Source organism: Virgibacillus ndiopensis, assembly GCF_900187325.1.
GTDB classification, from domain to species: Bacteria; Bacillota; Bacilli; order Bacillales; family Amphibacillaceae; genus Virgibacillus_E; species Virgibacillus_E ndiopensis.
In genome coordinates this window covers 276,018-302,426 of the sequence record NZ_FZMZ01000005.1, presented here as the reverse complement: position 1 = coordinate 302,426, position 26,409 = coordinate 276,018, and the positions used below count along the sequence as shown (strand labels likewise).

Here is a 26,409-nt window from a genome sequence, read left to right as displayed (position 1 = left end):
TTCAATAGGGTTACATTTAATTACCGCTTTCAACGAATAATTGTGTTAATTGTGCAGCCTTCTCCGGATCCATTTCATCAAATATTGTTCCTCGAACATCATTTGGTAGTTCTTTTAAAATTGAAATTGCCAAATTATCCTCTAAATTTGCAATGATATTAGCAGCCTGTTCACTATCCATTTCCTTGTACGATGAAGCGATCGTCTTAACAGGGTTTGTGTTAGAGTTATCATCCCCGGCTTCACTAGATGTTTCTTCAGAAGTGCTCTGTTCTGTATTACTATTTTCAAGCTTGGCAATTTTTTGTTCCAATTGATCAATCGTTGATTCAAGGTCATCTACATTTTGTGTTAATTTATTAATTTTTGCATCCTTATTTTTAAGCGTTTCCTGCATTTTTGCTTCTGAACGTTCTATATCTTTTTCTTCATCTGTAGTTACGATAGAAGAAATAACCGGAATGTCATTTCCTGTTTTTTTGACCCAATCCATAACATTCACTCCAGCTACGGAGAAAATTATTACTGTAAGTGTAATGGCCACAATTATTGGAATGACAATTGCAAAAATAAACCAAAGTATTGGATTCGATTTTTCTCTTTTTTGTTTGTTTTGTTTTACCATTCGACTCACCTATATCCATGGCTTAAATACTGCTGTATTGATAGTTCATCCATCGTTATATTTTCTAGTTTTTTTACTTTTTCATCATGGTCCTGCTGACGGTGTTCAATAATTTTCTCGAACTTTTTCACTTCCACATGTGCATTTGTTAAATCTTCCTGTTTGGATTCCATTTCACTTCTTGCTTTTTGCACAGATTCCTGGAGCTGCATAATTTGTTTATTAAGCCGTTCTATGTATGATGCCTGCTCTTTAAGTTTATCGATTGCAGTAGTACGTTGCAGGTAGTCCTCATATGACTCTTCAGCTACTTCTTTTTTTCGAAGTAAGTTATATAACTGTAGTGCTATGTCCTCAAAAAATTCGATAGATTGCTGGTATGCTTTTTGTGCATCTAGTTTTTCATTTTCACGAACGTGCAAGATTTTCGATAACGCAACCGTTTCAGACATCAACCAGCACCTCCATTAAGTAGCTTTTGCATATGGTTAATTGATTCGTCCAATGTGACATATTCAAAGATATCCTGTTTTAAAAAGTTGTTTATCATTGGATTAAATGCAATAGCTTTATCAATTTCATGATCTGTTCCACGTTTATACGCGCCAATTTGAATTAATTCACTATTATTTTCATATTTCGCAAGCAATGAACGTATTTTTTGCGCAGTGTCCAGATGGGTTTTATCTACAATTTGATTCATTACACGACTTATCGATTTTAATATATTGATAGCTGGAAATTGGCCTTGCTCAGCTAGTTTGCGGTCTAATATAAAGTGTCCATCGAGAATCCCTCTTACTGTATCGGAAATTGGTTCATTCATATCATCACCATCAACAAGCACCGTATAAAATGCTGTAATGGTTCCATTCTCACTTGTCCCTGTACGTTCTAACAATTTTGGTAATGTTGCAAAAACCGATGGGGTATATCCTTTCGTAGTTGGTGGTTCACCAGTTGCTAATCCGACTTCCCGTTGTGCCATTGCTACTCTTGTAACCGAGTCCATCATCAAATTCACCTGAAAACCTAAATCGCGAAAGTACTCGCTGATTGCTGTGGCAGTGTATGCACCCTTAATCCGCATTAAAGCCGGTTGATCAGAAGTTGCAACAACTACAATTGATTTCTTCAGCCCTTCTTCACCGAGATCCTTCTCAATAAATTCTTTTACTTCCCTGCCTCTTTCACCTATCAAAGCAATAACATTAATATCTGCTCCACTATTCCGAGCAATCATTCCAAGCAAAGTACTTTTTCCAACACCACTACCTGCAAATATCCCAATTCGTTGTCCTTTACCAACAGTAAGCAAGGAATCAATTGCTTTAACACCAACCTGAATTGGTTCAGAGATCGTTGGTCTAGATAATGGGTTTGGTGGTGATTGTTCTGTTAAATAATTGGATAATCCTTTTGGCAGCTTGGAGTTATCTAGTGATTTACCTAAGGAATCTACTACTTTTCCAATTAAACCTCTGCCAATCTTCACTGTTAGAGCACTTCCAGTTGATTCGACCAAACAACCAGGACCAATTTCGTTAACCTCCGCATAAGGCATCAAAATAATTTTTTCATTATTAAAACCAACTACTTCGGCCAATACAGGTTGTTTTAATTTATTTGATGCATGAATATAACAAACCTCACCTATATTAGCATCCGGTCCTTGCGATTCAATCATTAGACCTACAACTCGTAATACTTTTCCATAACGCTTATATGTATCTGTTTGATCAATTGCAGTATGATAATGTTTTAGATTCATACGTTACGATTCTCCCGCTATTTCTTGAAGTACTTTACGTAATTGCTTTAATTGAGTGTCGACACTTGCATCAATTTCCCCAAATGGATGCTCGATTAGACAACTGTTAACTTCCATTTCACGATTTACATATATCGTTAATCTTGTTTCTTTATCAACAAGCTGAATAAGCTCTTCTTTCTGCTTAACTACATATTCATAATTATCTGGATGCAAATAAATAGATATTGTAGATTGATCCTTAATTTCCTTTATTGCAGCTTTAACGATTGGTAAAAATGATGATGGCTCTTCAACAAATCGTTGTTTTATAATCTTTTCAGCGACATGAACTGCCAAATCAACAATCTTCTCATCACTTTGTTCAAGGATAGAATGATAATCAGCGCTTGCGGCATCGATGGTTTCGTTTGCTTTGTCTAACAATCGCTGATAGTTTTCAAGACTTTCTCGTTTCCCTACTTCATAACCATCGTTGTACCCTTCTTCATGAGCTTGCTTGGTAAGCATCTGTTTCTCTTCTTGCCAATTTTTCTTTTCATCATCAATCGCAGCTTTTGCATCAGCGAGCATTTTTCCCTTTTCCTGCTCAATTTGTTGTAGTTCTTCTTGTGCAAGCTTGAGCTTATCCATTATAGAAGTACTTTCTTCTTCTAAATCGTTCTCCGTAACAACTTCCTTTTTTTCAAGCTGAATTGGTCTAATTTTTATCTGTTTTTTTCTAATGTTACTCGGATTATTGTTCGAAAAAATATTAGACAATTATATCGTCACCTCCACCGCGGGCGATAACAATCTCTCCTATTTCTTCTAATCTACGAATAACTGCAACAATTCTGGTCTGTGCCTCCTCAACATCGCGTAAACGTACTGGCCCCATAAACTCCATTTCTTCTTTAAATGTTTCAGCCATTCGTTGTGACATGTTTTTAAAGACAATATCTTTTACTTCTTCACTAGAAACTTTAAGCGATAAGCGCAAATCTTCATTTTCCACTTCTCGAATAACCCTCTGTATTGCACGATTATCCAAAATAACAATATCCTCAAAGACAAACATACGTTTTTTGATTTCATCAGCGAGTTCAGGATCCTGAATTTCCAATGCGTCCAAAATGGTTCGTTCTGTACTTCGATCAACGCCATTTAGCACTTCTACGACAGCTTGGATTCCGCCAGTTTGTGTATAGTCCTCCGTTAAAGAAGAAGAAATATTACGTTCCAACACCTGCTCAACCTGACTAATAATTTCAGGTGAGGTAGAATCCATTATCGCAATCCGTTTGGCAATGTCCGCTTGCATCTCTTGTGGTAATGCAGACAAAATTTGACCCGCTTGTTCAGGGTCAAGATAGGACAACACAAGTGCTATTGTCTGTGGGTGTTCACTCTGGATGAAATTCAATACTTGCTGCGGATCTGCCTTTCTAGCAAAATCAAATGGTCGAACCTGTAAAGAAGATGTTAACCGATTTATGATACTGGAAGCTTCTTGTTTTCCAAAGGCTTTTTCCAATACTGTTTTTGCATAACCAATACCACCTTGAGCCAAGTAATCCTGTGCTAAAGCAATTTGGTGAAATTGCTCTAGTACATCTTCCTTCAACTCAGATTCAACTTTCTTTACAGAAGAAATCTCCAAGCTTAATTTTTCAATTTCTTCTTCTGACAAATGCTTATAAACTTGTGCGGATACATCAGGACCCAAGGAGATTAAAAGTATTGCTGCTTTTTGCTTCCCAGTTAACCTTGTTTTTCTAGCCATTTTAATTCCCCCTAATCCTCCGAAATCCAACTTCTTAGTAGTTTTGCAAAATCTTCTGGTTTATCTTTCGCCATTTTTTCCAGTTGTTTTTTGCGGGAAATTGCTTCCGAATCTTGATTTTCGCCTATTTCCGGTACTTCAACCGTTGTCTCAGATGATATTGTTTCTTCAACGATTTCTTCATCTTCTTCCGTTTTGCGTTTACGAATTAATAGATATACTAAAATAATAATCGCAAGTAATAATAGACCACCTACTATGTACATCCATAAAGGTATTACAGGTGTTGTAGTGTTTGGAAATTCAGTTTCTCCACTAAATTCCTGAAAAACGATAGATATTTTCTCTTCAGGTTGAATTTCGCCATATTCTTTGTCTATTGATGTGCTAATAACTGAATTTAATATCGAGGAGATTCCTGATCTTACAGCATCCTGATCTGCTCCAGATAGGTATTGAATCTCATCACCATTTTTATCCTTTACGCTATCTACCGCTACTTGAATCCCTAGATCCCGAACTTTATAAGGAGATTCTACAATTTCTTTACGAATGCGATTATATTCGTTATTAATGGTCTCTTTTACTAATTCATATTCACCATTTTCACCGGTCTCTGTTGCTTGATAATTTGTTATATCTTCTCCAGCTGTTCCTTCTACTCCACCAACTGGAGGGTTTCCAGAATACGTTTCATGTACTGTCTCAATACTTACAGGTACACCTTCCATGTTTTCCAAGTCAACTGGTTCAACAATTTCTTCAGTACGGTTTTCTTTCGTAAAATCAATATCTGAAGTTACAGAAACGACAACATTTTCTGGACCAACCATTGCACCTATCATCTGTTGCACTCTACGTTTAATATCTTGTTCAATATCTTTTTTTACTGTTTGTTGGTATGTATAAGCATCTTGATTACTACTATTGGTGTTCTCTGAGTTACGATCAAAGTACTCAAAATACTGATTCATGATAACAATATTTTCAGGTGGTAAATTCGGAACTGCTTTCGATACTAAATGATACAATGAATCTATTTGATTCCCCTGAAATTCATATCCTGGCTGTGTATTAATTACAATAGAAGCACTTCCTGGTTGTTTGGCATCACTCACAAAGACAGGATCTTTGGGCATATTTATCATTACTTTTGCGTTCTCGATACCTTGTACACCTTTTATTAAGTTCGCAAGCTCCGTTTGCATGGCATCCAATTTGATCATACTGAATTCATTATCAGTAATTCCCCATGAAGCATTCTCACTAAAAAAGGAATAGTCGATATTACCACTATTCGGAATACCCTGCCCAGCAAGGTCTACCAATAACGTGTCTACTTGTTCTTCAGGCACCGTAATAGTAGTACCGCCATCCTGTAATTCATATGGAACCCCTCTGGTATCCAACTCTGTTTTTATTTGACCAACTTCTTGTAACGATAAATTGTTATATAATGGTACAAAACTTGAATTTGTAGTAAAAAATGTAATACCTATAATCAAAGCAACAACTATGGCAATGGAACCTAAGAAAATCCCTTTTTGGCTTTTCGAGCGATTGGTCCAAAAAGTTTTAGCTGATTCTTTGAATTGTAAAATTTTTTCTTTCATATATTCCCCCGCCAAATTCCTATATTTATTTAGACACATCTATTAAAAACGAATAACTTTCTATTTCTAGTAGTACATTTTAAGATCTGTAATTGTTAGACGCTTTAATAACAATTAATAGATTATCTAAACAGCCTATACCTGCATACGCATAATTTCATTATAGGCATCAATTACTTTACGCTGAATTTGAACAGAAGTTTCTAATGTAATACTTGCCTTTTGCGCAGTAATCATCACATCATGTAAGTCGTCAATTTGACCTTTTGCAAGAAGTTCCGTTTTTTTATCTGAAGCTACCTGTGAATTATTTACATTATCAATAGCTGACTTTAACATGTCAGCAAAATCTGCTTGTGCTTTTCCTGGAGAAATTGCAGATTTTTCATTTACAGAATTAGGTAATATACTATGTGAGATACCGTTTATGCTGTTATTCATTAAAAATTCTCCTTACTACTTTCCGATTTCTAGTGCTTTAAGTAACATGCTTTTAGTTGCATTTACAGATGTTATATTGGCTTCGTAAGATCTTGTTGCACTCATTAAGTCAACCATTTCTTTCAACGGATCAACATTAGGTAATTGTACATAGCCGTCCTCATTCGCATCTGGGTGATTCGGATTATACACAAGTTTAAATGGGTCATCATCCTCAATTATTTCCGTGACTTTCACACCAGAACCTGGATTCGATGATGTATTGGTAGCCTTTTGTAAATATGAACGGAAACTATTATCTTTTGGCTCCACAACTACCATTTTCCTCCGATATGGTTCAAATTCTCCATTCTCATTTATTGTAGCTCGTGTTGTCTGTGCATTGGCAATGTTTGAAGAAATAACATCCATTCGAAGTCTTTGTGCTGTTAATGCACTTGCACTTGTGTTTAATGCATTAAAAATTGACATTATTATCTTCCTCCTCTAATAACCGTTTGCAAGCTGCTAAATTTACCATTAATACGATCGACTAAGCCTTGGTAATATATTTGATTTTTTGCTAATTCAGACATTTCTTTATCGACATCAACGTTATTACCATTATGGTTATACATCGTGTTATTCTTAGAAATAATTCGATAGGAATGCTGCATTGATTCATTATCGAATGCAATGTGTTTGGTGTTTGTTCGTTTCGCTTCAATTGAACTTGATATTGCATCGTTTAACACATTTTTAAAAACGACATCTTTCGCTTTATAGTTAGGTGTATCGACATTCGCAATATTATTTGATATCGTACGATTTTTAGCAGTAGCATAATCTAATGATTTTTCTAGTGTTTGGAATGTGCCACCAAATAAATCCATCACAACTCCTCCTTAATAACTATAAAGTAACGGACATAAAATAAATAACTCATACGAATATTGTAATTTATCATATTGATAATGTCTATCTTATTTCGACATATTGCGACTTGGGAAACTAAAATAGTTATTATTAATCAGTGCTAAAGTCCTATATTTATTCCAATTAATGTAAAATATCCGCGTATATTGTAAAATTAATAGGTAATTAACCATGTTTAAAGTATACCTATTAGATTAATTTCATAAAATAGGCCCAATAAAAAAGCTAGAAATCCTAGCTTTTTTATTGGGCCTTTATTTTGTAGTCATGTTATTATCTTGAACGCAATTTTTCTAGTTCTACTAAGAATTTATTATTTAGAACTTTGATGTAAGTTCCTTTCATTCCTAGTGAGCGTGATTCAATAACACCGGCGCTTTCTAATTTTCTTAATGCGTTAACGATTACTGATCTTGTTATTCCTACTCTATCGGCAATTTTGCTTGCCACTAAAAGACCTTCATTACCATTTAACTCTTCAAAGATATGGTCAATTGCTTCTAATTCACTGTAAGATAATGAACTGATAGCCATTTGTACAACTGCTTTACTTCTAGCTTCCATTTCAATTTCTTCTGTTTTTTCATGTAGAATTTCCATTCCTACAACAGTCGCACCATACTCAGCGAGTAAAAGGTCATCTTCATTAAAGCTCTCTGTCAATCTGCTTAAAATTAATGTACCAAGACGTTCTCCCCCACCAATAATAGGAACAATTGTTGTTAATCCGTTTTGAAAAAGTTCACGATTTTCTACTGGGAATGCAGTAAACGGACTATCAATATCCAAGTTAGCTGTTGTTTCATGGATAGAGAAAAGACCTTGTGTATATTCTTCAGGGAATTGTCTATCTTCAAGCATTGATTTCATACGCTCATTTTCGATTTCCTGGTTAATAGCAAATCCTAATAACTTTCCTCTTCTACTTAAAATAAAAATATTACCTTTGATAACATCCCTAAGTGATGCTGACATCTCGTTGAAATTCACCGATTTTCCTGTTGCTTTCTGTAACATTGCATTAATTTTTCTTGCGCGATTTAAAAGTTCCATGTTAATCCTCCATTTCATTATTTAAAACTATAGTATAAATTGACTTAAATCTTTATTTTTTACAATAGTACTTAACTTTTTATCAACATATTCTGGAGTAATTTCAATTGTCTCCATTGTAATGTCAGGTGCTTCAAAAGATAAATCCTCAAGAAGCTTTTCTAAAATCGTGTGAAGACGACGCGCTCCAATATTATCTGTGTCTTGATTCACCTGATATGCAATTTCTGCCAGTCTAATCTCAGCTTTGTCTGTAAAAACAACATTTATACCTTCTGTTTTTAACATTGCTTGATATTGTTTAAGTAACGCGTTTGACGGTTCTTTTAAAATACGTCTAAAGTCTTCGACAGATAACTTCTCAAGTTCTACACGAATCGGAAATCTACCTTGAAGCTCCGGTATTAAATCCGATGGTTTTGCCATATGGAATGCACCTGCAGCAATAAAGAGCATGTGATCTGTCTTAACTGGTCCGTGTTTGGTAACAACTGTAGATCCCTCTACGATAGGTAAAATATCACGTTGTACACCTTCTCTTGAGACATTTGCATTGTTGTCACCTTTTCCAGCAACTTTGTCAATTTCATCAATGAATAATATTCCGGATTGCTCAGCCAGTTGGATAGCTTCTTGTGCTGCCTCTTCCATATCTACAAGCTTTTGTGCTTCCTGTTGTGTTAACACCTTGCGTGCCTCTGAAACGGGAAGCTTACGTTTTTTCTTTTTCTTCGGCATGAATTGCCCTAAAGCATCTTGCATATTCATACCCATTTGTTCCATCCCAGATCCTTGAAGCATATCAAACATAGAAGGAGGGAGTTCTTCTATTTCTACAGTAACCATATGATCTTCTAATTCACCTAAAGCTAACTGATGTTCGATACGCTTCCGTTTGTTCTTGATTTCGTCAGATTTGTCCTGATCGGCGTCATCATCGTCCTCAGACTGTCCCGCAAAAAGCATTTCAAATGGATTCTTGATGTTAGTTTGCTTTTTAGCTTGTGGAACCAACAATTGTACAAGCACCTTGTTGGCTTCCATTTCAGCCTTACCCTTAACCTCAGCCATTTTTTCCTCTTTTACCATTCGCATGGACATCTCAACTAAATCACGAACCATCGACTCAACATCTCGCCCCACGTAACCGACTTCGGTAAACTTAGTTGCCTCAACTTTGATAAATGGAGCTCCAACAAGTTTCGCTAAGCGCCTTGCAATCTCTGTTTTCCCTACACCAGTTGGTCCAATCATAAGAATGTTTTTCGGAACTATCTCATCTTTAATTGAGTCATCTAACTGCATTCGTCGATAGCGATTTCTTAATGCAACAGCAACTGACTTTTTTGCCTGATGCTGACCAATGATGTATTGATCCAATTGATCCACGATTTGCTTTGGAGTAAAATCAATTCCCATAAGTTAAATGCCCTCCTTTTAGTCAAGCACTTCCAATGTAATATGGTCGTTAGTATAAACACATATTTCTCCAGCTATTTCTAAGGCTGCCTGCGCGATTTCTTTAGCTGATAAACTTGCACTATACCGTTTCAAAGCTCGACCTGCACTCAAAGCATAATTTCCACCTGATCCAATAGCTAAAATGCCATCATCCGGTTCAATTACTTCGCCGGTTCCTGAAACTAGAAACATGCCGTGTTTATTCATCACAATTAACATTGCTTCTAATTTTCTAAGAACCTTATCACTTCGCCATTCCTTGGCAAGCTCAACAGAAGCTCGTGCAAGGTTCCCCTCGAATGCCTCAAGCTTTGCCTCAAATTTTTCAAACAAGGTAAAAGCGTCTGCAACTGATCCAGCAAATCCGGCTAAAACCTGCCCATTAAATAATGTACGTACCTTACGAGCTTTATGTTTCATTACAACAGCATTTCCTAAGGTTACCTGACCATCTCCACTCATTGCGCATTGCCCATCGTGCATGATTGCAAAAATAGTTGTAGCATGCATCTCATTATTCACTATCCTCACCTCTTCGATCAGAATTTTGATCACTTGCTCTTGGGTGGCTGTTCATATACACACTACGTAATCGATCTTTCGTCACATGTGTATAAATTTGCGTAGATGATAAACTTTCATGACCTAAAAGTTCTTGAACAGTACGTAAATCTGCACCAGCATTTAACATATGTGTTGCAAATGTATGTCGTAATTTGTGAGGATGAATACGTACTGTTAATGCCGCTTGTTCTACCATTTTATTCAAAATTAGTCGAATTCCTCTTGCTGTTAATGGACCGCCTCTAGCATTTAAAAAGACAGAATTAGTTGTTGCTTTTGCTTTCTCAAGAAGTTGATTTCTACCTTCATTTATGTAGGTCTCTAGAGCGATTTCCGCAAAACGGCCAAAAGGTATATAGCGTTCTTTTCTTCCTTTTCCTTTGACAAACATTGTTCCAATTGAAAAATCTATCGAATCAAGTGTCAATCCCTGGCATTCACTTACACGCATACCCGTTGCATATAACGTTTCTAATATTGCTTGATTTCGTTGGCCGATTGGATCTGTAATGTCACTAGTTTCAAATAGTTTCTCAAGCTCTTTCATATATAAAAATCCCGGAATCGGTTTCTTAGCTTTAGGTAATGTTAAATGAAGAAATGGATTGATTTGTACATTTTCTTCTCGTTCCAAAAATTTATAAAAACTTCTCAAGCTAGAGATTTTTCTAGATACAGATCGTCTACTCAATTTTTTGTCATAAAGAGTGGTTAAAAAAAGACGTACAACTTTCGTGTCAACCTCTTGCAAGTTAACAATTCCCTCTTGTTTTAAAAAGGTAAAGAACGTTTCCAGATCATTCAGATAATACTTCACAGTATAAGGCGACGCATTTTTTTCTATTTGTAAATATTCGATAAATGCATCACAAGTAGTAGGAAAACTATTCAATACTTCACCCCGCAAAACAGCGAATAAATCATATCATATTACAAACCGGAAAGCAATAAACTTGACTAAATTATAATAAAATTCTGAATTGACCGTAATGCATCTTTATCTATACCAATTTATATTAGTTTTGTATTATTACTGTCAAGTAAATTAACTTACCAATTCGTTATTATATCTTGTCCAAATTAAATAGTCAATAAACAGCTATTGAACAATTCTAAAAAGTTTTTTATACATAGACAATTTAACTCTGAAATTAAAATAGCCCTATTTCATTAATTTTCCTTTTTGTTTCTGCAGTTCCTAGTTCATATAAACGCCGATAAATAGTAACCAAATGTTCATCATACTTATTTCTTTCCGCGTCCGCACCCCATTCGTCAAATGGCTTCGCTAAATATTTCACTGCGTTTGTAGCATTAGTATTTTTTTCTCTAAACAGTACCTGAATTTGCTTTATTTCTTCCTGTGATGCTTCAATTTCATACTCGATTCCACTCTCAGGGATTGGCATTTCACGAATTTCTTGGGTATCAACAGTTACATAAAAAGTATTTCGATCAGGCATTCTCATTACCTCCCTTTTCAAAAAACATACCCTTTTTCATAAAAAAGAAAACTTGGCACGTTATTCCTTGAAGAAAGTTGCTAAAATCGTCACAAGTAAATGATTTCATAAGAAAAACTGCTCAGGAAATGAGCAGTTTTTCTTAGCTTTGTGTTGATTCTTTATAGTCACAATTTGTACACTGAATTTGTGTTTCTTTTTTGCTTCGCTTTTCAACAAGTAATGACTCACATTTTGGACACGGTCTTGAGATTGGTTTATCCCATGAAACAAAATCACATTCAGGAAAACGATCACAACCATAAAATGTTCTTTTCTTTTTAGATTTTCGTTCTACTACATTGCCTTCCTTGCATTTCGGACATTTAACACCAATCTCTTTTAAAATTGGTTTCGTATTTCGGCACTCTGGAAAATTGGAACAAGCTAGAAATTTACCATAACGTCCCATTTTATAGACCATTTCATGACCGCAATTTTCACAATCGATACCTGCTTGCTCATCTTTGATTTCAATTTTTTCCATTTCTTCTTCTGCAACTTCCAAGCGTTGATGGAATCCTTTGTAAAAACTATCTAGAATTCCCACCCAATTTGCTTTACCGTCCTCAATGGAGTCTAAGTCACCTTCCATTTTAACCGTGAAATCAACGTCAATAATCTCTGGAAAAAACTCTTGAAGTAACTCGATAACAATTTGCCCCAACTCAGTTGGAATAAAACGTTTATTATCAATACTTACATACCCTCTACGCTGTATTGTATCCAACGTAGGAGCATAGGTTGAAGGACGTCCAATCCCTTGCTCTTCCATTGCTCGCACAAGTCTTGCCTCCGTATACCTTGGTGGCGGCTGGGTGAAGTGTTGATTCGGTATGATATCCTGCGCTTCAACTTTCATGCCTTCTTGTAAATCGGGCAAAAATTTATTTTCTTCTTTTTTATTATCGTCATTTCCTTCAACATATACTTTCATAAACCCTTTAAATTTAACTTTAGAGCCTGTTGCACGAAATTCAACACCATTATTTAAAAGGTGAACAGTCATTGTATCCATCACAGCTGGTGCCATCTGGCTAGCTAAAAACCGTTCCCATATTAATTTGTAAAGACGAAGCTGATCTCGTGATAAAATTGCTTTTAATGATTTCGGTTCACGAATAACAGATGTAGGTCTTATAGCTTCATGGGCATCTTGTGCACCCTCTTTATTCTTTGTTTTTTTCGTTTGACCTACATAATCCTTGCCATGATTTTCTTCAATGTACCCTTTTGCTTCTTCCTTCGCAGTTTGTGAAATCCGTGTGGAATCTGTACGCATATAGGTAATTAAACCTGTAATTCCACCTGCTTTTTTTCCAAGATCGATACCTTCATATAATTGTTGCGCTACCATCATGGTTTTCTTGGCTCGGAAGTTTAATTTTCTTGCTGCCTCTTGTTGTAATGATGATGTTGTAAAAGGAACAGCAGGATTTCGTTTACGTTCTCGTTTATTTACTTTATCAACGGTAAATGATTTACCTTCTAATTTCTTTTGAATTTCTGTTACATCGTTTTCGTTTTTTAGTTCTTGCTTTTTATTATCTATTCCATAAAACGAACCCTCAAAGGTTTCTTTATCTTTAAGGAAATTAGCTTCAATCGACCAGTACTCTTCTGGTTCGAATTTATTAATTTCTTTTTCACGGTCGATAATCATTTTTACAGCAACCGATTGTACACGCCCAGCACTTAAACCTTTTTTTACTTTTTTCCATAATAACGGACTAATATTATAGCCTACTAAGCGATCAAGAATCCTACGTGCTTGTTGTGCAGCGACTAAATCTGTATCGATTGAACGCGGATGTTTAAATGACTCTTTAATAGCGTCTTTGGTAATCTCATTAAATACAACACGACATTGTGAGTTCTCATCAATGTTTAAACTATGAGCTAAATGCCAAGCTATTGCCTCTCCCTCTCTATCGGGGTCGGCTGCAAGATATACTTTTTTCGCTTTTTTAGCAGCTGATTTCAGTTCTTTAAGTACATCACCTTTACCACGAATCGTTATATACTTTGGTTTATAATCGTTCTCAGTATCCACTCCCATTTGACTCTTCGGTAAATCCCGAACATGACCCATCGAAGCTTTAACTTTATATTTTTTTCCTAAATATCGTTCAATCGTCTTCGCTTTAGCAGGCGACTCAACGATAACAAGATAATCTGACATATATTCTTTCCTCCCAAAATGAGGTTACCATAATTACAATTGGAAATCTTCACTAATATTAAATATATCGTATGGATTTGTCAAACTTAGTATGATTATTTTTTATATTAATCGTAAGCGTTTTCTTATTTTTTTATGTAGAAATCGCAGTAAAACGCTTGAGATATTCCCAATCTTCAACAATATCACTTGCATCATGAACCAGCTTTGCCCCATCTTGGATCATACGATGACACCCCTTTGTTTGCGGTAGGAGAGGGGAATCAGGTACTGCATATACTTCTCTTCCTTGATCTAATGCTTGATCAACAGTAATCAATGTTCCGCTGCGCTCTGTTGCTTCAATCACTAACGTACCAAAACTAAGTCCGCTTATAATTCGATTTCTTTCAGGGAAATGAAATCGTTTTGGAGGTGTACTTGGTGTGTATTCAGATAAAATTAATCCTTTAGAGACAATTTGATGAAATAGTGCTGTATTTTGCTTTGGATATATGTGGTCAAAGCCACCACCAAGAACAGCTATCGTTTTACCGAAATATTGTAAAGCCAATTGATGTGCATAACTATCTATTCCCTGAGCCATACCACTGACAATTAGCCATTTTTCCTGAATTAATGTTTTTAATATACAATCCATTTTTGCAAAGGCGTTCTGTGAAGGTGCACGTGTTCCAATCACACTTAGAGCGGGTCTATGATGTAATAAACTTGTATCACCAAATGCATAAAGCACTAACGGAGGGTCTTTTATAGTTTTTAACACAGGAGGGTAGTTTTCGTCAACTATGGTTAAAACAGTGTATTGAGCTAAATCTTGCTTTATTTTGTCATAAAATTGTTGATTATGGAGATCGGTGTATAGTTGTTGTGCATTTTTTTGAGGTATGGAAAAGTGCTTGCTCAGTTGTGAAGACGATAAATTGTAGAGGTTTTTTAATGAAGGATCATAATGAAGCATTTTAGCAACGGTGCGTCTTGTTATTCCTTGGCAACGATGTAAACAAATTAACTTTTTTCGTATAGATTTCAATAAATCACATCCTCTAGAGTCTATTTTTGTACTTATTTTAATAAGTTGCATAGAGTGGGGACTGGCCCCACCCTGCTATGCAACTTCATAGATTAATGCGTTTTACATTTTACATCTAAATTATTTTCTTTTAATACACTGATCATTGTTTCTCCCATTACTGCTGGAGTTTCAGCGACTTTAATTCCACATTCGTTCATAACGCGGATTTTTTCGTCTGCTGTTCCTTTACCACCAGAAATGATTGCACCAGCATGACCCATGCGTTTTCCTGGAGGAGCAGTTGCGCCGCCAATGAAGCCAACAACAGGTTTTTTCATGTTTGCTTTCACCCATTCAGCTGCTTCTTCTTCAGCAGTACCACCGATTTCACCAATCATAATAACTGCTTCTGTTTCTGGATCTTCATTAAATGCTGATAATACATCAATGAAGTCAGTTCCGTTAACCGGGTCTCCACCAATACCTACAGCAGTTGTTTGACCATAACCAGCTTCAGATAATTGATGTACTGCTTCATATGTTAGTGTTCCTGAACGGGAAACTACGCCAATATGGCCTTTTTTATGGATATAACCAGGCATTATACCAATTTTACATTCATCAGGTGTAATAACTCCTGGGCAGTTCGGTCCTACTAGACGGGTTTTCTTGCCTTCCATATAACGTTTAACTTTAACCATATCCATAACTGGAATATGTTCTGTAATACAAATAGCAAGATCTAATTCTGCATCAACAGCTTCTAAAATTGCGTCTGCAGCAAATGGAGCTGGAACGTAGATTACTGAAGCAGTTGCTCCTGTTTTGTCTACAGCTTCTTTTACCGTGTTAAAAACAGGTACACCTTCAACCTCTGTACCGCCTTTTTTCGGTGTAACACCACCAACGATTTTTGTACCATATTCAAGCATTTGTTTTGTATGAAATCTAGCTGTGCCGCCAGTTATTCCTTGGACAATTACTTTTGTATCTTTATTAACATATACACTCATTTTCGTCCGTCCTTTCTACGCATTCTTTGTCCATTTCTTCAAAGATCATGGTATGATTTTAAAATTTATTTCACCATTGAAACGATTTTTTCAGCACCATCAGCCATTGAATCAGCGGATGTAATATTTAAACCTGATTCGTTCAAGATGTTCTTACCTAAATCAACATTCGTACCTTCTAAACGTACGACTAATGGCATTTCCAATCCAACCTGTTTCGTTGCTTCCACAACACCTTCAGCAATAACATCACATTTCATAATTCCACCGAAAATATTAACAAAAATACCTTTTACATTTGGATCGGACAAAATGATTTTAAATGCTTCCGTAACTTTCTCAGCAGTTGCACCGCCCCCAACGTCAAGGAAGTTAGCCGGTTCTCCGCCAGAATGCTTAATAATATCCATTGTAGACATTGCAAGTCCAGCACCGTTAACCATGCAGCCAATATTTCCGTCTAAAGCAACGTAACTTAAATCGTATTTAGAAGCTTCGATTTCTTTTTCATCTTCTTCAGCTAAATCACGAAATTCAACAACATCTTTTTGACGGAACAATGCGTTGTCATCAAAGTTTAGCTTTGCATCAAGTGCGAGTACTTCACCATCACCAGTTGTAACAAGTGGGTTAATCTCTGCAATTGAGCAATCTTTTTCAACAAATGCATTATAAAGACCAGTCATGAATTTAACAGCTTTATTTAAGAGTTCATCTGGAATATTAATATTGAATGCTAGTCTGCGAGCTTGATATCCAGATAAGCCAACAACCGGATCAATAACTTCTTTAAAGATTTTCTCCGGTGTTTCTGCAGCAACCTCTTCAATTTCAGTACCGCCTTCTTCAGATGCCATCATAACAACGCGAGAAGTAGCACGGTCTAAAACAAGTCCTACATAGTATTCTTTTTTAATATCGCAGCCTTCCTCAATAAGCAAGCGTTTTACTTCCTTACCTTCTGGACCAGTTTGATGCGTAACAAGTGTTTTACCTAAAATCTCCCCAGCATATGTACGCACTTCTTCTAAATTTTTTGCAACCTTAACCCCGCCAGCTTTACCTCGTCCTCCAGCATGGATTTGTGCTTTTACTACTGTTACATCTGTACTTAATTTTTTAGCAGCTTCTACAGCTTCATCTACAGTATATGCAACATGGCCATTTGGAACGTTAACACCATATTTACGCAAAATTTCTTTGCCTTGATACTCATGAATGTTCATTCTTCATCCTCCCATCAAAATTCACTGCATTTCTATTGTATTAAAAAACAACAAATTTCACAAGAATAAGCGAACTTTGTTGCAAAGGGTCGTAATAGCGTTTAGGTTCTGATAATTTAGTCATTCATACCTTGATCAGTACGGTAAACAAATGCAAACACTTCAGCAACTGCTTGATACAATTCTTCAGGAATCGTTTCATTAATATTTAGTTCTGCAAGTAGTTCCACTAATGTTGAATCCTCTTGAATTGGCACATTGCTCTCTTTTGCCTTAGAAATGATATTGTCTGCCACTAATCCTTTTCCTGTTGCAGTGACTTTTGGGGCGTTATCCCGCCCTGTATTATAGCGTAATGCCGCTGCTTTTTTTCTAGAATTCATACGCGATAATCCACTCCCTGCAACGAAATATTGTTACTACGTCTTGAGGTTTCAAGCGTATGTATATCACCTTGTTGTAAGTTTTTCACAGAGACGTTTGACAAATGATACTCTATCGATTCGAGCCCTTGTTTTAACAGTGGTTTCAGCTCGTTTACCTTATCATTTAAACCATCATAATCGTTAAAAATAGTTACAGCAACAGTACGTTTTTGAATGTTCATATCAATTACTGTCTCGTTTAAATTACTTAAATTTAAATAAAACAATATTCGACAAAAATCAGGATTAATTTCGCCATTTTCGGTTTTCTTCCCCTCAAAATCTAGCTGCATATCCTCATGTAGCCCAAGTCTTTCACCTGGCAGCTGTATACTTGCCTGGAGGAAATTGGCCGATTCGTTAACGGAATGTATTTGTAGACCATTAATAACATGTAACAACTGCTGTGACCGTTCAGTTACTATACCATCACTTTGTTGTAGCAATTGGGTTAACATCGATTTAATTGTAGCTGTTTGGTGTTGATTATTCATCACCTGATTTTCATCAGATAACCCAGTATACTGTAAAACCTGTCGCATTTGGGATAAAAACTGTTCTTTAGGATTTGTAAAAAGTAATGATTCCCCTTGCTTTACGTTCAGCAAAAGCTGTTCAACCTGCGAATTGGAGGAATTGTTAGCTAATGCTTGTATCCGTGCTAACAGCTTACTTAACGATTCTGAGTTATTTTGTAGAAGTTCTGTGATTTGTTGTTGCCGCTTACTTGTTAGTGTTGGTAACAACGACTGTTCAATTTGTTGTTTAAAAGCAGTAAAATCGTGATTTCTCAACGATGAATTGGTTTGCAACGTCTGACCGATCACTTTCCCCCATTGCTGTAGCAATCCTAGTACACGTTTTCCAGTCTCATTAAATTGTTCAAGCATCTGGATACTTTTTTCATGATTAAATTGAAAAGGCAGCTTTTTAGATGGTAGGTTAAACTGAGCATTATTCTCATTAGAGAAATTCTCCCATTGCGCTTTCCACGATGCAAAATTAATTTTAGAATGAATTGCACCAGACGCTTTTAATAGATTAAATAATTGTTGATTATTTATCTTAGCTTCAGAGATTATTTGCTTAACCAACATATCTTTCCCGCTTGATGGCCGATCCGTCATCATTGAAAGTCGATCGATCAAATTTTGCTTTAATGGTCCTGGATTAGCATCTTGTTTTAATTGTACTAAAAGTGCATTCATTTGCTCAGACAAACCACTTGTACTTTTGGTATACAAAGCTTGAAAGATAGAATCTGTAATTGGTAATTTGTTAGCTATCATCTCTTTTAATACCTGTTGCGCTTGGACTTTGTTTTTAGCGCTTTCTACTAGCTCCAATGCTTTCAATAATTGCTCTTTATCAAATGGAACTTTTTTGTCCATTAATAACTTTATCAATGCTTGATTGGATTTCGTCACTTTAAGACCTAGTTGTTGCATAAGACTTAGCACATTTTCCTGCATATGACCTTTTAATTGTTCACCAAGTACCTTAAGACGAATAACGTCACCAGTAGATTGTACTTGAAAATGATAGCTTTCACCTGTGGACAAGGAGGCTTCCAATTGAGCAATCATGGATTGGGACCCAAGTTGTATTTGTGCTTTTTGATTAGGAAACAATTTTAATATTTTACCTTGAATAATTTGCCCTGCCCTAAGTGTTGGTTGCGTATGACTTATCTTTGATCCACCTTGAGTTGATATATGATGAATACTCAGGTTGAAGCACCTCCCTACTTCACTATATCCCTTATGGGCGCAAAGGATCTCCGATGATACGGCGTAACCCCGTGCAAATCAAGCATTTCCATGTGATGTTTTGTACCATATCCCATATTTGACGCGAAATCGTAAGCTGGGAATTTGTTATGTATATCCTTCATTAGACGATCACGTGTAACCTTCGCCAATATACTTGCAGCAGCAATTGTAATACTTTTTTGGTCCCCTTTTGTAATTGCTTCGTACGTACAGGGTAGTTCGTCGAGATGTACCGCATCAATTAGAACGTGTTCTGGTTTAGGATCCAATTGGTTTAAACAATCGCGCATTGCTAATTTTGTAGACTCAAATATATTTAATTGATCAATTTGTTGATTACTAATGATGGAAATACCATAACTTACGGATTCATTTTTTATGATGTCGTAAAATTTATTTCTTGTTGCTTCGTTTAATTGCTTTGAATCATCTAACCCCAGTAATTTAAAGTCTCTCGGTAAAATAACTGCAGCTGCTACAACCGGACCTGCTAACGGACCTCTTCCCGCTTCATCAATTCCGGCAATATAGTTACAGCCGTTTTGATAACATTTCTTCTCGTAATAGCACATATTGATAAATTTTTCTTCCAATTCCTGTTCCCTACGTTTTTTACTTTCAAAGCTTTTTATAAGCGCTTGAACACCTTTTCGCTCATCACTTTTTAAATTAGTGACATACTCGTCACTTATATCCCCTGAAACAAATAGCTGTTTCAAATCAGCAATTGATTTTTTCTCCATTTTTACACCTATCTCTCTAATCTTATATCGACTGCATTCTATTATAAATTAATTTCAAAAAGCAGTTTTCTAAAAGATTGTTGTATTTACACAACTGTAACGTAATATTGTGCTTGGCCAACGTTTCAGAAATATATACTTCGCGCACCTTAGGGCTCGCGATAAGCCTCCTCGGAAGAAGACCACTTCCTGCGGGGTCTTATCGTCTTTGCCTTCCCGCACGAGGTATAAAGCAACAAAAATTAAAAAACTACCTTACAAAAAACGGCATTCATCCGGGGATGTATGCCTTTTATCCTTCAACTGACTCAAGTGATACTTTTCCGAGTCGTCCTGTACGTAGATCACGTATCACAATATCAGAAACTTTATCAAAGTTTACATTGCCCCCACTTTCCAGGCAACCGCGTTGTTTACCAATTGCTACAAAAATGTCCCACATGTCTGTCATATCACGATCAATTGTATACCGTTCTTCAATTAGATCTGGATAATGCTCTTGGAAATACTTAATGACAAACGCTACGATATCTTGCAGGGAGAGTAATTGATCTTTAATCGTACCAAGTGCAGCCAATCGGTACCCAACCAGCTCGTCTTCAAATTTTGGCCATAGAATACCTGGTGTGTCGAGCAGTTCAAAATCTTTTTTGACCTTAATCCAAAGTTGCTGTTTTGTAACTCCCGGCCGGTCACCAGTTTTAGCAATATTTTTCTTAGCTAGACGATTGATTAATGTCGATTTTCCTACATTAGGAATCCCCACAATCATTGCACGTGCCGGACGTGGTTGAATGCCTTTTTTCATCAATTTATCCATTTTTTCTTGCCCGAATTCTTTCGCAATCTGAATTACCTTTTGAATATCAGCTTTTTCATTTACATTAATTGCAATGGCTTTAACATCTTTTTCGTTAAAATAGTTAATCCATTTATCTGTCTCTCTTTGATCAGCCAAATCCTTTTTCATTAATACGATTAATTTAGGTTTGTTCTGCAAAACTTCTTGAAGCATTGGATTTTGTGACGATAATGGAGCTCTTGCATCTACTAATTCCATTACAAAATCAACGAGCTTTAATTTTTCCTCGACTTGGCGTCTTGCTTTTGCCATATGACCTGGGAACCATTGTATTGCCATATTTTCACCCTATTCATTTAATGTCTGAAGTCGATCAAATGGCCAGTAAATTAAACTTGTTTTACCTACAATTTGATCCATTGAAATTAATCCTAGCATCCGGCTATCAGTTGAATTGTTACGATTATCACCAAGAACGAGCACATGATCCTCAGGAATCGTTTCATACCCTCCAGGAAGCTCTTCTAAAGTAAAATCACTTGTTAATGTTTCATAAGGTTTTAAATGCTGTTTACGTTCCTTTAAAAATGGTTCAGCAACCCTCTCTCCATCAATATATAACACTTCATCTTTTACAGCAACGTGCTCTCCAGGAAGTCCGATAACACGTTTAATAAAATCTTTTTTATCCGTTGCATGAAAAACAACAATATCAAATCGATTTGGATCATCAATTTTATAAATAAATTTGTTAACGATCATTTGGTCCCTGTCGTGTAGTGTTGGCATCATGGATGGACCATCTACCACAATTGGGGCAAATAGAAATATCCGAACGATAAAAGCTAACCCAAACGCTATAAGCAAAGCCTTCACCCAATCGAACCATTCACTCTTCTTACTCTTGGCCATGAAATTCCCTCCGACAACCGAAATATGTACATTACCATTATTTTAAGCTTGCCTTTTTTAGTCTATTCTACTTTATTTCTTAAATGAAAGAAAAGAAACCGAGAACATATCGAAATAATTGATAACTCATTTTTAAAATAAAAAAGAGCTTGCCAACAATGCCAAGCTCCTTTCCAATAACATGATTATAGCTCCAGCTACATGAACTAGCGGCGACGTTCTTTAATACGTGCTGCTTTTCCGCGTAGATTACGAAGATAGTATAGTTTCGCACGACGTACAATACCACGACGAGAAACTTCAATTTTCGCGATTCTAGGAGAATGTACTGGGAATGTACGTTCAACACCTACACCGTAAGAGATTTTTCTTACTGTAAATGTTTCACTGATTCCACCATTTTGACGCTTGATTACAACGCCTTCAAATACCTGAATACGCTCACGAGTGCCTTCGACAACTTTAACGTGAACTTTAACAGTATCTCCCGGGCGGAAATCAGGATGATCCGTGCGAAGTTGATCTTTTGTGATGTCTTCGATTAATTTTTGCATCCTGCTTCACTCCTTCCAAACCAATGCTCATATCTCGCTATGGGACAGCGGAACATCGTTTATACGACTTAAAGTATGTACACTTTAAGCACAACAATTAATATACCATAATAGCAGTCTGAGTTCAACTGTTTTTCGGATGTAATCAGTTACTTTATAGTACTTTTACCTTTTATTCCGTCTTACATTACTATCATGCAATTTATGATGTAAATATTCCGTATTCTTCATCTGAAAAATATTTGCAGCACCAATTGCAACTAATATGAAAATAAATCCAACTGTAAAGCCAAATTTAGAGTACCCTAATAAAAAACTTGCTACGATAGTTACCAAAAGAAACAATAAAATATATAATAGAATTTTTTTCAAAAACAATCCTCCTCGCTCCTGTTTATGCTTTTTCAAAAATCTCAGGATCAATCGAATCTATTTCAGAATTTATTATATAAAAAGAGTCTAATTCCAGCCTATCATCAGAAGTAAATGTTATATTTTTTTTAATATATTGTATCCATTCATTCTCCAATTCTACAGTTGTCATTCCATAAATTTCTGTAAGCCTATTTTCGGGTTCGCTTTTATTATACAATCGTTCAAATTTATCTAATCCATAAGTATCTATCAAATAGGTAACAAATGAACCAGCATGTATATAACTGATATGTTGAACAACATAATCCTCTGTTTCAGCAAGGAGTGGTCTGAATAATGAATGATCGTATTTTTTATCAATTAATTTTTGAAGTGGGATATTTTTATTATGATCAATAAAATATCGCATAAATGTATGAACTGGAGTCACCTTTTTTCCGTATTTATTTTCCATATATATAGCAAAACCTTCTTGAGTTAAATAACCATTGCTAGTATCAAAATTATCACCATATCCTAGAAGAGTATGCGTCAGCTCGTGTACAAGCTGAAAATCACTTCCAAAATTTGAATAAAGTCTTATGTCATACCTAAAACCAGAAGATGCTTCATTTCCATTTAATAAATGAATTGTTATTTTATCAGCAGGTTCGTAATCCGTTTGAATTGATTCGGTTATCACTTTATAAGCACGTACAATATCCTTTTTGAATTGATCTAACTTTTCATGTGATGCATTCACTTTGTTAATGATTTCAAAGGTAATCTCTTCGTCTTTGGTAATCAGTATGTTAATATTCCTGGTTCCTTCTTGTGTTGATATTTCTTTTGAAGTTGGTGGATTATTTGAACTTGGTTCTTCGTTTGAACAAGCTGTAATTAATAAAAATAGTAGAAGAATTCCAGTTGTTATACGATACATAAATTTCCCCCTTATTCATTTCTATCCACTCTAGCAAATCAATTAATTTTACGTTTCAAAACCAAAATGGTTCCACTTTTCAACCAATAATAAAGGAAATGTAGACTATGCTTTTAAAATAAAAACATAGTCTACATTTCCTTTATTTTTTAATTTCATTCAATATTTCTTGTTCCTCTTCTAATAGGGTTTGCTGGTCTAACAACTCTTTCCTACGTTCATACGTACGCTTCAATGATTCTCTCTTTCGCCATGCTTCTATCTTAGCATGATCTCCAGATAGTAACACATCTGGAACTTTCATTCCACGAAAATCAGCTGGTCTTGTGTAATGTGGATGCTCTAGCAATCCTGTTGAAAAAGAATCTTCAGGTGCGGATTCCTTGTTACCCAACACATCTGGCAGTAACCTGACAACACTATCAATCACAACCATGGCGCCGAGCTCCCCACCAGTTAAGACATAATCTCCAATCGATATTTCATCGGTAACCAGATTCTCCCTGATTCGCTCATCATATCCTTCATAATGACCACAAATAAACACAAGATGGTCCTCGTTAGCTAATTCTTCAGCTTTTTTTTGATTGTACGGTTCTCCTTGAGGACACATAAGAATAACTCGAGATTTTGTTGCTTTATCATATGTCACAGCCTCAACAGCATCGAATACCGGCTGCGGAGTTAAAACCATTCCTGCGCCGCCACCATATGGATAATCATCTACCTTTTTATGCTTATTTTCAGCATACTCCCGAAAATTAATAAGATTATAGCTAAACTTCGCTTTATCTTGCGCTTTTTTCAAAATGGAAGAATCAAAAACACCTGAAATCATTTCTGGAAATAAGGTCAAAACATCAATATGCATTAGTCAAGCAGTCCTTCCATTGGATCAATTACTACTCTTTGACTATCAACATCAATTTCCTTTACGATTTCCTCAATATATGGAACTAACAAATCTTTTCCTTTTATTTGCTTTACGACCCATACATCATTTGCTCCAGGTGATAAAATTTCTTTGATCGTTCCTAGCTTTTCTTCATTAGTCGTAAAAACATCACAACCAATGATTTCGTGGTAGTAATATTCATCTTCATCCAAATCGGTTAATTGTTCTTCAGAAATTTTAAGCTCGGAACCTTTAAAATGTTCCACATCGTTTATATTGTCTAGACCTTCAAAAGAAATTAAATCAAAACCTTTATGTATACGATGAGATTTAATTTCTAGCTGTAAAGGTTTTTCATTATCCTTTACTAAATACAATGTCTCCCCTATTGCAAAGCGCTCATCAAAGTCACTTATACGATGCACCTTTACTTCGCCGCGAATTCCGTGCGTATTTACAATTTTTCCAACGTTAAACATTTTTTCACTCATCATATCACCTGCTTATTCATCAATCCGAATTACAACATCGTCTTTAACTACGATTGCTTTTTCACCTATAATATCATTCCAATGCGTTCCAACACTTACCTCAACAAGAGCTTCAACTTCTTTTTCAACAATTTCACTACCGATTTCCAGCATATCCAGTTGCTCAATTTTAAAATCAATCAGTTTCATTTTCTCTTTACGATTTTTAATTTCTTGTTGAAAACGAGCAGTTACCTCTTGTTTGGAGACCCCTGTTTTATTTTGCAATTTTCGTTGTTCAAACAATAGTTGTTGACACTCTTGTTCAAGTCGCATTTTATGATTTTGAAAATTAGTTTGTAATTTTGATTTGCTTTTCTCTGTGACAATTTGTTTAATAAGAACCTTTTTTATTATCTTCATAATCGTTCCTCGCTCTCAATTACAAATCGAGTAAAGCATAATTTTATCCAATCATGTGTAAAAAGGGAAAGGTATCCCCTCTCCCTTTACATAATATCCAAATAAATTCGTTTGTTAGCATCCGACTTAGCTGCATAAACAACAGTACGGATTGCTTTAGCGATACGACCATTTTTGCCAATAACCTTACCAACATCATTTTGATGCACAGAAAGATGATAAACAATTTTTGTTTCCTCTTCTGTTTCTGTCACAACGATATCGTCTGGATGATCGACAAGCGGAGTAACAATTGATTCGATTAGGGCTTTCATGATATCACACTACTTTACTATTAATTTTTTTGGTCGTGGAATTTTTTCATGATGCCTTGTTTTGAGAAAAGGTTGCGTACTGTATCACTTGGTTTTGCACCATTAGTCATCCAGTTTAGCGCTTTTTCTTCATCAATCTTAACTTCAACCGGGTTAACTACCGGGTTATATGTTCCGATTTGTTCGATTTGACGTCCGTCACGAGGAGAACGTGAATCAGCTACAACAATACGATAGAATGGATTTCTTTTAGATCCCATACGTTTTAAACGAATTTTAACAGCCATGTTCTTGCACCTCCAATAATAATGTTTATCACAATTTTAGATTCTAACAGAAACTTGTATGCCTGTAAAGTGTTTTTACATTACAACGAAAAAATAGTCTAAAGACAATACATAAGTAATGCAGCGGGTATCTTCGGCCACATCCACATCCAGCTCCGGCTCCTTGAAATTCCCGTCATAAGCAATGGACACTTTAAGCACCAAACCCATGTGCTTTACGGTCCCTTGCTTATGCGTGCATTTCAAAACAATCGCCTCCACTTTAGCTACGTCCAGCTCCAGTTCCCAGTGGCTAATGTGCTTCCTTCACCTCCGTACGATAAGTCAACATCGGTTCACTTACGTTCACCGTGTTTCCTTTATCTCCTG

Annotated in this window: 32 protein-coding genes; all 32 read right to left on the bottom strand. The window is 35.8% G+C overall.

From position 1 onward, the window contains the following. Positions 1 to 16: 16 nt before the first annotated feature. The 32 genes from CS937_RS08790 to CS937_RS19185 all read right to left on the bottom strand — a co-directional run bounded on the left by CS937_RS08790 (position 17) and on the right by CS937_RS19185 (position 26,301). Positions 17 to 625, bottom strand: coding sequence for a MotE family protein (locus CS937_RS08790; RefSeq protein ID WP_099158099.1), 609 nt, complete (start codon positions 623 to 625; stop codon positions 17 to 19). A gap of 5 nt (positions 626 to 630) precedes the next feature. Beyond that, positions 631 to 1,077: a flagellar export protein FliJ gene (gene fliJ, locus CS937_RS08785; RefSeq protein ID WP_099158098.1), complete on the bottom strand. Its 447-nt coding sequence runs from the start codon at positions 1,075 to 1,077 to the stop codon at positions 631 to 633. Further along, positions 1,077 to 2,396, bottom strand: coding sequence for a flagellar protein export ATPase FliI (fliI, locus tag CS937_RS08780; protein ID WP_099158097.1), 1,320 nt, complete (start codon positions 2,394 to 2,396; stop codon positions 1,077 to 1,079). The genes fliJ and fliI overlap by 1 nt, the downstream gene beginning before the upstream one ends. A 3-nt stretch (positions 2,397 to 2,399) precedes the next feature. Then, a complete protein-coding gene (fliH, locus tag CS937_RS08775) occupies positions 2,400 to 3,158 on the bottom strand; it encodes a flagellar assembly protein FliH (RefSeq protein WP_099158096.1) in 759 nt (252 codons plus the stop codon). Continuing rightward, complete coding sequence (gene fliG / locus CS937_RS08770; RefSeq protein ID WP_099158095.1) at positions 3,151 to 4,161, bottom strand: flagellar motor switch protein FliG; 1,011 nt, start codon at positions 4,159 to 4,161, stop codon at positions 3,151 to 3,153. Before fliG ends, fliH begins: the two co-directional genes overlap by 8 nt. 11 nt (positions 4,162 to 4,172) lie before the next feature. Beyond that, positions 4,173 to 5,774 (bottom strand): flagellar basal-body MS-ring/collar protein FliF, encoded by a 1,602-nt coding sequence (fliF, locus tag CS937_RS08765; RefSeq protein WP_099158094.1) that lies wholly within the window; start codon positions 5,772 to 5,774, stop codon positions 4,173 to 4,175. A 135-nt stretch (positions 5,775 to 5,909) separates the two neighbouring features. Then, on the bottom strand, positions 5,910 to 6,215 hold the full coding sequence (gene fliE / locus CS937_RS08760; RefSeq protein WP_099158093.1) for a flagellar hook-basal body complex protein FliE: 306 nt from the start codon (positions 6,213 to 6,215) through the stop codon (positions 5,910 to 5,912). A gap of 15 nt (positions 6,216 to 6,230) precedes the next feature. Further along, positions 6,231 to 6,686 carry a flagellar basal body rod protein FlgC gene (flgC, locus tag CS937_RS08755; RefSeq protein WP_099158092.1) on the bottom strand — a complete coding sequence of 152 codons (456 nt, stop codon included), beginning with the start codon at positions 6,684 to 6,686 and terminating at the stop codon, positions 6,231 to 6,233. Between the two features lie 2 nt (positions 6,687 to 6,688). Next, the gene (flgB, locus tag CS937_RS08750) at positions 6,689 to 7,087 is read right to left on the bottom strand and encodes a flagellar basal body rod protein FlgB (protein ID WP_099158091.1); all 399 of its coding nucleotides are present in this window, start codon (positions 7,085 to 7,087) and stop codon (positions 6,689 to 6,691) included. Positions 7,088 to 7,403: 316 nt separating this feature from the next. Continuing rightward, a complete protein-coding gene (codY, locus tag CS937_RS08745; protein WP_099158090.1) occupies positions 7,404 to 8,183 on the bottom strand; it encodes a GTP-sensing pleiotropic transcriptional regulator CodY in 780 nt (259 codons plus the stop codon). Between the two features lie 27 nt (positions 8,184 to 8,210). Continuing rightward, positions 8,211 to 9,602, bottom strand: a complete 1,392-nt coding sequence (hslU, locus tag CS937_RS08740) for an ATP-dependent protease ATPase subunit HslU (protein WP_099158089.1) — start codon at positions 9,600 to 9,602, stop codon at positions 8,211 to 8,213. An 18-nt stretch (positions 9,603 to 9,620) separates the two neighbouring features. Then, on the bottom strand, positions 9,621 to 10,166 hold the full coding sequence (gene hslV, locus CS937_RS08735) for an ATP-dependent protease subunit HslV (protein WP_099158088.1): 546 nt from the start codon (positions 10,164 to 10,166) through the stop codon (positions 9,621 to 9,623). Continuing rightward, a complete protein-coding gene (gene xerC, locus CS937_RS08730) occupies positions 10,159 to 11,100 on the bottom strand; it encodes a tyrosine recombinase XerC (RefSeq protein WP_099158087.1) in 942 nt (313 codons plus the stop codon). Before xerC ends, hslV begins: the two co-directional genes overlap by 8 nt. A gap of 259 nt (positions 11,101 to 11,359) precedes the next feature. Beyond that, complete coding sequence (locus CS937_RS08725) at positions 11,360 to 11,671, bottom strand: hypothetical protein (protein ID WP_099158086.1); 312 nt, start codon at positions 11,669 to 11,671, stop codon at positions 11,360 to 11,362. Between the two features lie 142 nt (positions 11,672 to 11,813). Then, positions 11,814 to 13,892 (bottom strand): type I DNA topoisomerase, encoded by a 2,079-nt coding sequence (topA, locus tag CS937_RS08720; RefSeq protein ID WP_099158085.1) that lies wholly within the window; start codon positions 13,890 to 13,892, stop codon positions 11,814 to 11,816. Between the two features lie 133 nt (positions 13,893 to 14,025). After that, positions 14,026 to 14,925 carry a DNA-processing protein DprA gene (gene dprA / locus CS937_RS08715; RefSeq protein WP_099158084.1) on the bottom strand — a complete coding sequence of 300 codons (900 nt, stop codon included), beginning with the start codon at positions 14,923 to 14,925 and terminating at the stop codon, positions 14,026 to 14,028. 92 nt (positions 14,926 to 15,017) lie between these two features. Then, positions 15,018 to 15,920: a succinate--CoA ligase subunit alpha gene (gene sucD / locus CS937_RS08710; protein ID WP_099158083.1), complete on the bottom strand. Its 903-nt coding sequence runs from the start codon at positions 15,918 to 15,920 to the stop codon at positions 15,018 to 15,020. Positions 15,921 to 15,985: 65 nt separating this feature from the next. Then, positions 15,986 to 17,146, bottom strand: a complete 1,161-nt coding sequence (gene sucC, locus CS937_RS08705) for an ADP-forming succinate--CoA ligase subunit beta (RefSeq protein ID WP_099158082.1) — start codon at positions 17,144 to 17,146, stop codon at positions 15,986 to 15,988. A 116-nt stretch (positions 17,147 to 17,262) separates the two neighbouring features. Continuing rightward, positions 17,263 to 17,529: an EscU/YscU/HrcU family type III secretion system export apparatus switch protein gene (locus tag CS937_RS08700; protein WP_099158081.1), complete on the bottom strand. Its 267-nt coding sequence runs from the start codon at positions 17,527 to 17,529 to the stop codon at positions 17,263 to 17,265. Further along, positions 17,526 to 19,157: a hypothetical protein gene (locus CS937_RS08695; protein WP_176555799.1), complete on the bottom strand. Its 1,632-nt coding sequence runs from the start codon at positions 19,155 to 19,157 to the stop codon at positions 17,526 to 17,528. The genes CS937_RS08700 and CS937_RS08695 overlap by 4 nt, the downstream gene beginning before the upstream one ends. Before the next feature lie 158 nt (positions 19,158 to 19,315). Beyond that, complete coding sequence (locus tag CS937_RS08690; RefSeq protein WP_099158079.1) at positions 19,316 to 20,086, bottom strand: ribonuclease HII; 771 nt, start codon at positions 20,084 to 20,086, stop codon at positions 19,316 to 19,318. A gap of 292 nt (positions 20,087 to 20,378) precedes the next feature. Further along, positions 20,379 to 21,227, bottom strand: coding sequence for a ribosome biogenesis GTPase YlqF (gene ylqF / locus CS937_RS08685; protein WP_099158078.1), 849 nt, complete (start codon positions 21,225 to 21,227; stop codon positions 20,379 to 20,381). Positions 21,228 to 21,236: 9 nt separating this feature from the next. Then, complete coding sequence (gene lepB / locus CS937_RS08680) at positions 21,237 to 21,800, bottom strand: signal peptidase I (protein ID WP_099158077.1); 564 nt, start codon at positions 21,798 to 21,800, stop codon at positions 21,237 to 21,239. A 206-nt stretch (positions 21,801 to 22,006) separates the two neighbouring features. Further along, the gene (gene rplS, locus CS937_RS08675; protein WP_099158076.1) at positions 22,007 to 22,354 is read right to left on the bottom strand and encodes a 50S ribosomal protein L19; all 348 of its coding nucleotides are present in this window, start codon (positions 22,352 to 22,354) and stop codon (positions 22,007 to 22,009) included. A 165-nt stretch (positions 22,355 to 22,519) separates the two neighbouring features. Then, on the bottom strand, positions 22,520 to 22,726 hold the full coding sequence (locus CS937_RS08670) for a hypothetical protein (protein ID WP_099158075.1): 207 nt from the start codon (positions 22,724 to 22,726) through the stop codon (positions 22,520 to 22,522). 22 nt (positions 22,727 to 22,748) lie between these two features. Further along, positions 22,749 to 23,651 (bottom strand): gluzincin family metallopeptidase, encoded by a 903-nt coding sequence (locus CS937_RS08665; protein WP_099158074.1) that lies wholly within the window; start codon positions 23,649 to 23,651, stop codon positions 22,749 to 22,751. A gap of 142 nt (positions 23,652 to 23,793) precedes the next feature. After that, on the bottom strand, positions 23,794 to 24,522 hold the full coding sequence (trmD, locus tag CS937_RS08660) for a tRNA (guanosine(37)-N1)-methyltransferase TrmD (RefSeq protein ID WP_099158073.1): 729 nt from the start codon (positions 24,520 to 24,522) through the stop codon (positions 23,794 to 23,796). Continuing rightward, entirely contained in the window at positions 24,522 to 25,037 is a 516-nt protein-coding gene (gene rimM, locus CS937_RS08655; RefSeq protein ID WP_099158072.1) for a ribosome maturation factor RimM, read from the bottom strand. The genes trmD and rimM overlap by 1 nt, the downstream gene beginning before the upstream one ends. A gap of 12 nt (positions 25,038 to 25,049) precedes the next feature. Further along, entirely contained in the window at positions 25,050 to 25,439 is a 390-nt protein-coding gene (locus tag CS937_RS08650; RefSeq protein WP_099158071.1) for a YlqD family protein, read from the bottom strand. A gap of 86 nt (positions 25,440 to 25,525) precedes the next feature. Then, positions 25,526 to 25,753, bottom strand: a complete 228-nt coding sequence (locus tag CS937_RS08645) for a KH domain-containing protein (protein WP_099158070.1) — start codon at positions 25,751 to 25,753, stop codon at positions 25,526 to 25,528. A 20-nt stretch (positions 25,754 to 25,773) separates the two neighbouring features. Further along, positions 25,774 to 26,040, bottom strand: a complete 267-nt coding sequence (gene rpsP, locus CS937_RS08640; protein ID WP_099158069.1) for a 30S ribosomal protein S16 — start codon at positions 26,038 to 26,040, stop codon at positions 25,774 to 25,776. Between the two features lie 75 nt (positions 26,041 to 26,115). Then, positions 26,116 to 26,301, bottom strand: coding sequence for a hypothetical protein (locus CS937_RS19185; RefSeq protein WP_141554343.1), 186 nt, complete (start codon positions 26,299 to 26,301; stop codon positions 26,116 to 26,118). Between the last annotated feature and the right edge of the window lie 108 nt (positions 26,302 to 26,409).